The following is an 8,187-nucleotide window of genomic DNA, read 5'->3' as shown; positions in this document are numbered from 1 at the left end:
CGCAGCGAGGCATTTGATGAGATATTCACAATACTGCCGCCGCCCGAGGCCAGCATCGCCTCAATCTCGTACTTCATGCACAGCCAAGTATTCGTCAGGCACAACTCTAAAGTTTGATCAAAAACCTCGCGAGTGAATTGATGTATTGGGCCACTACCACGGCTCACCGCCGCGTTATTGCAGGCAATATCCAAGCGGCCATAGCGCTCAAGTACAGCCGCTACCATCGCCCTAACCTGCTCCTCATTACTGACATCACAGGCGATAAAAAAAGCCTCTATACCGCTTTTTTCCAACTCAGCAACACATTCTTCGCCGGCCTCACGGTTAAAATCAACTACCGCAACACTCGCGCCCTCGGCACCTAATTGCTGGCATATAGCGCGACCTATACCTGCTGCGCCTCCAGTAACTAAGGCAATTTTATTTTTCAACATTTGATTCACGACTCCTTTGCACTCAATGCCGGCTGACTACGCAGCGGGTAAAGAGCCATGTAAACAATAGGTATAACGACCAGCCCCGCTAACAGGCCAGTAAACAGTGATTTACTCAGCACATAATGCACACGGCTAAGGCCGTCGACGTCCAAGCCTAGGAAAACTAGGTAAACTAAAGGCAGAGCCAGTAAGCCAGCATAAATCGCCAGCATCAGCGCTTTTAGCGCGTTACGACGAATAGCAATATGGGAAAATAATTTCAGAAAAAGCCGTGGTGGCTCAGCCCCAACAGCGACCTTTTTCATGGCATGCTTCTGCTGCAACGGCAGTACGATTAAGCTAAGGACAAAAACCAGAATAACCGCCGTTGCGATAAAATCGGCCAATACACCACTGCCACCCAAAATAGGCAGACGATCTCGGCCAGCGCTTAAGTACCACGCAAACCCGCCATTGATGACGGCGTTACTCAAGCCACTAACGAGGGACTCCCTAATCAAATAGCTGCGCATTGACTGCATCTGATCTACTCCTTATGCGTAATTGACTTTGTTATTGCTGTACCGTCATATTAGGCCAAACCCAAATTCGCTAAAGCACATAAACTTTCATAAGCGCCAACATTTAGCGTCAAGCATAGTAGCTATAAGAGAAAAAGCATGACTGATATCAATAGATTGCATGACATCTCGGTCAAGAAATTCCAACGATTATTGGATTATCTCGAGCACGTAGGGATCGATTCTAAGAAAATTGCCCAGCAAGCAAACCTCGATGCCAAAAAGCTATTATCAGCTCCCGAGCAAGGCACGCTGCCCGGTTACAAATACTCTGCACTTTACGAACACGCTGCAGAGGCTATGCAAGAGATGGATATTGCTGTCCCGTGGGGAGCGGGAATAGGAAGCGATGTATTTCGGTTTATGTGCTACAGCATTATTAACTGTCAGAATTTAGAAGAGGCACTAAATCGCGCCGCTCGTTACCAAAAAATGCTCTACCCCATCACCGGTTACAAAATTACTGTAAACACCAGCGCAGACATCACCGAGCTGCGCTACGAATTTAATAGCGACTTCGCGAATAAGCAATTTACCCCAAAATCCTGGGATCGCAATGAACACTCAGACACCGTGGCCAAAGCCTCTGGGCTACGGGTATGGTTCGCCTTTATCGGCTGGCTTACGGCAAGAGAGCTAGAACTAACGGGCCTTACCATATCGGCCCCACCGGTGTCTGATGCCTACACCGAAAGCATGGCCAGCCTGCTCGGAATTACACCAGAGTTTAACGCCCAGCACACCGCACTATTTTTTAATAGTAGCACCTTGCGTGCCCGCACCGTGCACACACCCACGTCACTAGAAGCATTTCTACAGCACGCTGTTTATTCGCTTATCACCCAAGATTCGCGACCTGCCAGTACCAGTGCAGCGATACGCTCCCTGCTCGCCAATAGCGGCACCGGCAGTTTGCCGAGTTTTGAAACGATGGCAGAAGACTTACACATGTCACCGTCGAGCTTACGACGTCGCTTAAACAGCGAAGACACCAGCTACCAAGAACTCAAAGATCAATATCGCTGTGATATCGCAATGCGCCAACTGCGCAACCCAATGCTCAAAATACACGAAATAGGCGAGCAACTAGGCTTTTTAGAATCCAGCTCTTTTATTCGCTCCTTTCGCAATTGGGCCGGTCTAACGCCGAAACAATTTCGAGATCAATTGGATGATATTGGTGATGACACCCAGCCCCAGAGTACGACTTAAACCTTTACTCAAACAAAAGAGCCTACAAGAACCCTGATTTCCCCCAGTGGCAATATCGGCAGAGGATCGGGAAAACCCCATTTGGCAATACCACTGCTGCTATTTCTAAAATCACACTCAGGCGACACCAAAAATTTGATGCCACCTTGGCGATAAAACAGTCAGGTGGTTGATTCTTAAGTTTTAATAATGTCACAAGAGAGTTACCTCTTGAGCTTCGAATCAATGTATGCTGAATTATTATTTTTACACTTTAGCCAAACCAGTTTGGATAACATAAGCTTAAGCTCATGCCCTCTTTAGCCACCTTTGCACAGTTTGGCGCTATGCAGGGCGTCGTGCTCGCGTTTGCGATATTAACCATGCACTACGGACACCGCATCGCCAACCGAATTCTAGCGCTATTTCTCGTTGTCCAATCCGCTCGCCTGTATGCTCTCTCGTTCAATTACAGCGCCAGCAGCGCCGACGGACAACTGATTTTTCAACTGTTACACCTTAGCTATACCTATGGCCCCCTCGTCTATATTTATACGCGCTTACTGACGCAAGCTAGCTACCGACTTAGGGCTACAGCGTTATGGCACTTCACCCCCGCATTATTTGGGGTATTCTTATTTTGGCCAGGCGGCTTGATTCTTGACGGGGATTTAAGCCAATACCAGCGTTTTGAAGATTTACCCATCCAGCAACAGAGCCTAGCGAGCTACGCCAGTGTTCCTGTGTATTTATCGCTATTCGTTTACAGTTGTCTCTCTTGGCGCTTGCTACAGTCACACCGGCTACGTATACGCGAACAATTTTCTGCACTCGAGCTGATTAACCTCAACTGGCTCCGCGCGCTTATTGCCATTTGTGTCGTAACTGCAGCGATTAGCGGCACGATCGAATTATTGCGGGGCCTGACCGCTTGGAACCTCGGTCCACGTGTTGCGTCCTCCGCCCTGCTTAGTGTACTGCTCATTCTATATATCGGGATTATGGGACTTCGCCAGCCCGCAATCTTCGATCAAGGGCAGCGCAGCCATGCACGCACTGACTTGCTGCCTAAAGCGCTTCAAGCAGGTGGACCCAGCCCCACCCTAGTTGACACTAAGTATGAGAAATCAGCACTGAAAGAAGCCCATATCGAGCAACTCTGGCAAAAGCTGGAGCAGTGTATGCGCGAAAAACGTCGGTACTTGGAACCAAGTATTAAATTGGCAGAGCTCGCGGAAGAAATTGCTACCTTACCTAACTACTTAAGCCAAACTATTAACCGCCGTAGCGGTAAGAATTTTTTCGAATACATTAACAGCTACCGCTTGGAAGAAGCTTGCCGACTACTAGAGCACGCACCCGAATTAACGATTGGGGACATTGCCCTGCGCTCCGGATTCAACAGCCAAAACGTGTTGAATGGACATTTCAAAAAGCGCTTCAACAAAACCCCAAGCCAATATAGAAAACAATCAAAATCAATAAGTTAGAAATTTAATACCCTTCATACCCGCAAACGTTACGCATTTGAATATGCCATACTGGCCACTACTCATTCGAGGTGAACGGTATGCAAGGCAAATTTACATTCGCCCTAAAAGGGCTGTTGGCATTTACAGTTATCGCCTTAATAATTGCGGTGCTGATCGCAATGTTAGCGCTGCGAAATAATCCAGCACGCGCACCTCTTGGCGAGTTGCGCCAGATCTCGTCCGCGGACACGACGATTGAGTATGTCGTTGGCGGGCCCAATAACGGTATTCCCGTTATCTTACTCGCCAGCTATGCGCGCTCGGTTTCCGATTTCAATGAGCTTTCAGCGACACTGCGTAGCAAGGGCTATCGCAGCCTAGCAATGCACGCCCGCGGGGTCGGCAATTCCGCCTTACCGTCACTACGTACTAGTTTGTTCGACTACGCTGAAGACCTACGTAGCATATTAGACGCAGAAGGCCTTTCTAGCCCAGTGCCCCTGATTGGCCACGCTTTTGGCAATCGTATTGCACGTGCGTTTGCTAGCCGCTACCCAGAGCGGGTTGATTCCTTAATATTAATATCCGCAGGCGACAGTGCGCCACCGCCAAAGATACGCGATGCCATAATGACCGTGATGCTCAACTTGTGGCCAGAGACCCAACGAGAGAAAGCCTTACATCATGCATTCTTTGCCCCTGGCAACAGCGCGCCACAACATTGGCTAAGTGGCTGGTACCCCCTCGCCGGCCTCGCCCAAGCCCACGCCTCAGCGAATACCCCAGCTGAAAAATGGACCGCAGCCGGCGGCAAGCCAATTTTCGTCATACAGTCACAATTTGACACTGCCGCACCGGCGTCTGGGCAAGCACTACTGCAGCGCTTACCAACGCAAGTGATCCTTTACGACTTAGCTAATGCCGGCCACGCAGCACTGCCTGAGCAACCAGAACTCATTGCTCAGCTCATCCTTGATTACCTGTCGGAGCGCAACTAATGCAAACGTGGCGCAGCGGACTCGCCCTAGGCCTATTACTTATTTCACCGATACTGGTGGCCGGCAATATTAACCACACTAGAGCGGTTAATGCCGCCACTGAACCGGGCAATTGGCTACTGCACGGCAGAGATTACGCCGAGCAACGCCACAGCCCATTGAGTCGAATTAATCAGCAAACAATAGGCGAACTCGGGCTAGCATGGTCCTTCGATGACCACACTAACCGTGCACTGGAAGCGACTCCGATTGTGGTAGATGGCGTGATGTATGTCAGCGGTACATGGAGTGTGGTTTATGCCCTAGACGCGAAAAGCGGGAAAAAACTTTGGGAATACGACCCAAAGGTGCCGCGAGAAATGGCCCGAAAAGCGTGCTGTGATGTCGTTAATCGCGGCGTCGCACTCTGGGAAGGTAAAGTCTTTGTTGGGACCCTCGACGGCAGGCTGGTGGCCATTGACGCGCGCTCTGGCGAAAAAGTATGGGAGGTCATAACGGTCGATCAAAGTAAGCCCTATACCATCACTGGCGCCCCACGCGTCATCAAAGGCAATGTCATTATCGGCAATGGTGGCGCTGAGTACGGTGTTCGCGGTTATATCACCGCCTACAGTGCCCAGAGCGGCGAACAGCTCTGGCGCTTCTATACAGTGCCGGGCAACCCTGACAATGACTTTGAAAGCGATGCCATACGCATGGCAGCCGAAACATGGCGCGGCCAGTGGTGGAAGCTCGGCGGGGGCGGCACAGTATGGGATCACATGGCCTATGATCCAGAACTAGACCTACTCTACATTGGTGTAGGCAACGGCTCGCCATGGAATCGGCGTCTGCGGAGCCCCGGCGGCGGTGACAATCTTTTTCTTAGCTCAATAGTCGCCATACGCCCTAACAGTGGTGACTATGTGTGGCACTACCAAGTCGTCCCTGCTGAAACCTGGGACTATACCGCCACCCAGCATATGGTGCTTGCCGATATTCCTTGGCAGGGACAGCTTCGCAAAGTATTAATGCAAGCACCCAAGAGCGGCTTCTTCATGATACTGGACCGGGAAACCGGAGAATTGCTGTCAGCCGAACCTTACGCGGAGGTGAATTGGGCCAGTCACTACGACCTTAGCACCGGCCGCCCTGTAGAAATTCCTGGTCAAGATTACGCCGCGGGCAAAGCCTTGGTAAAACCAGGCGGTGGTGGCGCTCACAACTGGCAACCCATGGCTTATAACCCGTCGCGTCAGCTGATGTTCATCCCCAAAATGGAAGCGCCCTTCCTCTATGTTGAGCCTGAAAACTTCACAGTAAAGCCAAACTGGCGCAACCAAGGCACTGATCGTCGAGACGCTCCGCCGGGCAATGAGCTCTTGCACAAGGCTATCTCAAAACGCATCGCTACTGGTTATCTGCTTGCCTGGGATGTATTAAAGCAAAAGCCCGCTTGGGAAGTGCCGCTGCCAACCCCATGGAATGGTGGTGTACTATCAACGGCAGGTGATCTTGTATTTCAGGGTAATGGCGACCGCCGTTTTGTCGCCTACGCGGCGGGTAGCGGAAAAATACTTTGGGAGGCGCACACACAGTCACCCGTGTTAGCCGCCCCTATCACTTACGAAATCGACGGTGATCAGTACATCACCGTGGCCGTGGGCGGCGGCGGTGCCTATGGCTTAATGTCGGGAATAAAGCCACCACAGGGCGCAACACGTAGCCGTTTTCTCAGCTACAAATTGGGCGGCGATCATCAGCTACCACCAATACCCCCAGAGCAAGATATACCTCTGCCCCCCACCCAAGAAGTATTTAATGCAGAAACTATCCGTACCGGCAGCGAACTCTACGCCGAAAACTGCGCCTATTGTCACGGTGTCGGCGCGGTGAGTGGTGGCACCCTACCCGATTTACGTCGTTTACAAGCACCCGCCCACAAATTTTTTCAACAAATAGTGCGCGGTGGCTTATATGAAGCCGCGGGTATGCCACGTTTTGACGACACCTTAAATACACAGCAAGTGAGTGCAATACATGCTTACTTAATTGACAAAGCTCATCAGGATCACGAACTTCGTAACAACCCCAGCTGGGTACTTCGCGTGAAAACCTGGTGGTACGAAGTATTGTCTTGGTTAATAGTCAGCTTCGTCGATGCCTCAGCCGCGTCGGCCTAAACAAAATTGCAACAAACTGTAGAGGAAAAATTTAAAAATATGGCCGATTTAAGTTTTGAAAACGCAGTACGCGGTCGGCGGTCCATCCGTGGATTTCTGCCCCAATCGATTCCACAATCGAGCTTAGAGAGAATCTTTGCCCTAGCTCAACAAGCCCCATCTAACTGTAATACTCAGCCCTGGAAGGTTGCAATAGTATCCGGCGAACGCTGTCATCAGCTAGGTGAAAAAATTAGCAAGGCAATGACTGCTGGCGATATCGTTATGGACTTTCCCTATGACGGTCTTTATGAAGGTGACTATAAGGCACGACAACACGCCGCCGCCGCCGAATTGTATAACGCAATGGGTATTGGTCGGGAAAATAAGGTAGCCCGTCATGATGCATTCATGCGTAATTTCCGCTTTTTCGACGCACCTCATGCCGCTTTTTTTTTCCTAGACCATTCTTTTGGTATTAGAGAAGCAGCGGATCTAGGCATGTTTGCCCAGACCTTAATGCTGGCGCTAACAGCCGAGGGTATGGGCTCCTGTCCCCAAACAGCCTTAAGCTTCCAAGCGCATATCGTGCGTTCAGAACTCCGCATTGATGATAGATTTAAACTTTTATTCGGGATGTCCTTTGGTTACCCAGACGAGCAACATCCTGCAAACCATTGTCGTACCGCGCGCGCTGAGCTAAGCAATGCGGTCGAATTCTACAACTAAGCACCAACAAGATCCTAGCGTCGGCCGCCACGAGGCTGTCGACATTAACGAGAAAGATTTTCACCAAGGCACTAGATAGCCGTTTTTATCAGGTATCAGGTATCAGCCGGCACTCGTTCTACTTATCTAGAAACGACGCGCATTAATATCACCGGTAGCTGCTTAGAGCTAAGCTCGCCGCTTCAGTACTCCCGATGCGAGAATCAATCTTAGCAGTGACAAGCGTATGATTCGTGAGATATCTTAGGCTAATCCTTGTAATGGCAACATAGATACTCATTTAACCAGTACGAGCCACCCAGCGTAGCTCCAGTAATCCAAAATCATGATTTAATACCCTTAACCAAAAAGAAACCTACTTCCTAGCTCTCCAAAAAAACATCAGCATTAATTTTGAGCATAAAAAAGGCGGGATAACCCGCCAAAAGTAGTCGCAAAAAAGACCAATTTAATTTCTATCTGTAGGAAAATCCGTCACCACTGCGAGGATGTATTCTATATTCTGGGGCGAAGGCATATTCGCCACAGAATATGCCACGACCCAATCAATAGCGGTAACGTACTTCCATGCCAAAGGTACGTGGCGCGCCGTATTGCTCAGTAATCAGGCCCAAGCCCTGGAAGTTTACACCGTAGGATGGATAGTCATCTTTGGT

7 protein-coding genes are annotated in these 8,187 nt (G+C 50.0%); 5 read left to right on the top strand and 2 right to left on the bottom strand.

Annotated features, from left to right (window positions below; genetic code table 11):
• Together ABYT30_RS12385 and ABYT30_RS12380 are read right to left on the bottom strand one after the other, a co-directional pair.
• Nucleotides 1–437, bottom strand: a 437-nt coding sequence (locus tag ABYT30_RS12385) for an SDR family NAD(P)-dependent oxidoreductase (protein WP_373096747.1), incomplete at its 3' end; no start/stop codon positions are given.
• Between the two features lie 5 nt (nucleotides 438–442).
• On the bottom strand, nucleotides 443–961 hold the full coding sequence (locus ABYT30_RS12380; protein WP_373096746.1) for a hypothetical protein: 519 nt from the start codon (nucleotides 959–961) through the stop codon (nucleotides 443–445).
• A gap of 138 nt (nucleotides 962–1,099) precedes the next feature.
• Here ABYT30_RS12380 and ABYT30_RS12375 point away from each other — a divergent pair, with 138 nt between their 5' ends.
• The 5 genes from ABYT30_RS12375 to ABYT30_RS12355 all read left to right on the top strand — a co-directional run bounded on the left by ABYT30_RS12375 (nucleotide 1,100) and on the right by ABYT30_RS12355 (nucleotide 7,531).
• Nucleotides 1,100–2,212: an AraC family transcriptional regulator ligand-binding domain-containing protein gene (locus ABYT30_RS12375; RefSeq protein WP_373080799.1), complete on the top strand. Its 1,113-nt coding sequence runs from the start codon at nucleotides 1,100–1,102 to the stop codon at nucleotides 2,210–2,212.
• Between the two features lie 290 nt (nucleotides 2,213–2,502).
• Entirely contained in the window at nucleotides 2,503–3,681 is a 1,179-nt protein-coding gene (locus tag ABYT30_RS12370; protein WP_373080800.1) for a helix-turn-helix domain-containing protein, read from the top strand.
• An 80-nt stretch (nucleotides 3,682–3,761) separates the two neighbouring features.
• Nucleotides 3,762–4,661: an alpha/beta fold hydrolase gene (locus tag ABYT30_RS12365; protein ID WP_373080802.1), complete on the top strand. Its 900-nt coding sequence runs from the start codon at nucleotides 3,762–3,764 to the stop codon at nucleotides 4,659–4,661.
• Entirely contained in the window at nucleotides 4,661–6,823 is a 2,163-nt protein-coding gene (locus tag ABYT30_RS12360; protein ID WP_373080804.1) for a PQQ-dependent dehydrogenase, methanol/ethanol family, read from the top strand. Before ABYT30_RS12365 ends, ABYT30_RS12360 begins: the two co-directional genes overlap by 1 nt.
• 39 nt (nucleotides 6,824–6,862) lie before the next feature.
• Nucleotides 6,863–7,531 carry a nitroreductase gene (locus ABYT30_RS12355; RefSeq protein ID WP_373080806.1) on the top strand — a complete coding sequence of 223 codons (669 nt, stop codon included), beginning with the start codon at nucleotides 6,863–6,865 and terminating at the stop codon, nucleotides 7,529–7,531.
• Nucleotides 7,532–8,187 lie beyond the last annotated feature (656 nt).

This window comes from Zhongshania sp. (genome assembly GCF_041623545.1).
Lineage (GTDB): Bacteria > Pseudomonadota > Gammaproteobacteria > Pseudomonadales > Spongiibacteraceae > Spongiibacter.
Note: the sequence above shows the minus strand (reverse complement) of the source record. Positions and strands in the feature narration are given on the sequence as shown.

Bases quoted from the DNA above. Each gene is read 5' to 3' on its own strand.
- ABYT30_RS12365 (WP_373080802.1), top strand. From the start codon at position 3,762: ATGCAAGGCAAATTTACATTCGCCCTAAAAGGGCTGTTGGCATTTACA.
- ABYT30_RS12380 (WP_373096746.1), bottom strand. From the start codon at position 961: ATGCAGTCAATGCGCAGCTATTTGATTAGGGAGTCCCTCGTTAGTGGC.
- ABYT30_RS12355 (WP_373080806.1), top strand. From the start codon at position 6,863: ATGGCCGATTTAAGTTTTGAAAACGCAGTACGCGGTCGGCGGTCCATC.
- ABYT30_RS12375 (WP_373080799.1), top strand. From the start codon at position 1,100: ATGACTGATATCAATAGATTGCATGACATCTCGGTCAAGAAATTCCAA.
- ABYT30_RS12360 (WP_373080804.1), top strand. From the start codon at position 4,661: ATGCAAACGTGGCGCAGCGGACTCGCCCTAGGCCTATTACTTATTTCA.
- ABYT30_RS12370 (WP_373080800.1), top strand. From the start codon at position 2,503: ATGCCCTCTTTAGCCACCTTTGCACAGTTTGGCGCTATGCAGGGCGTC.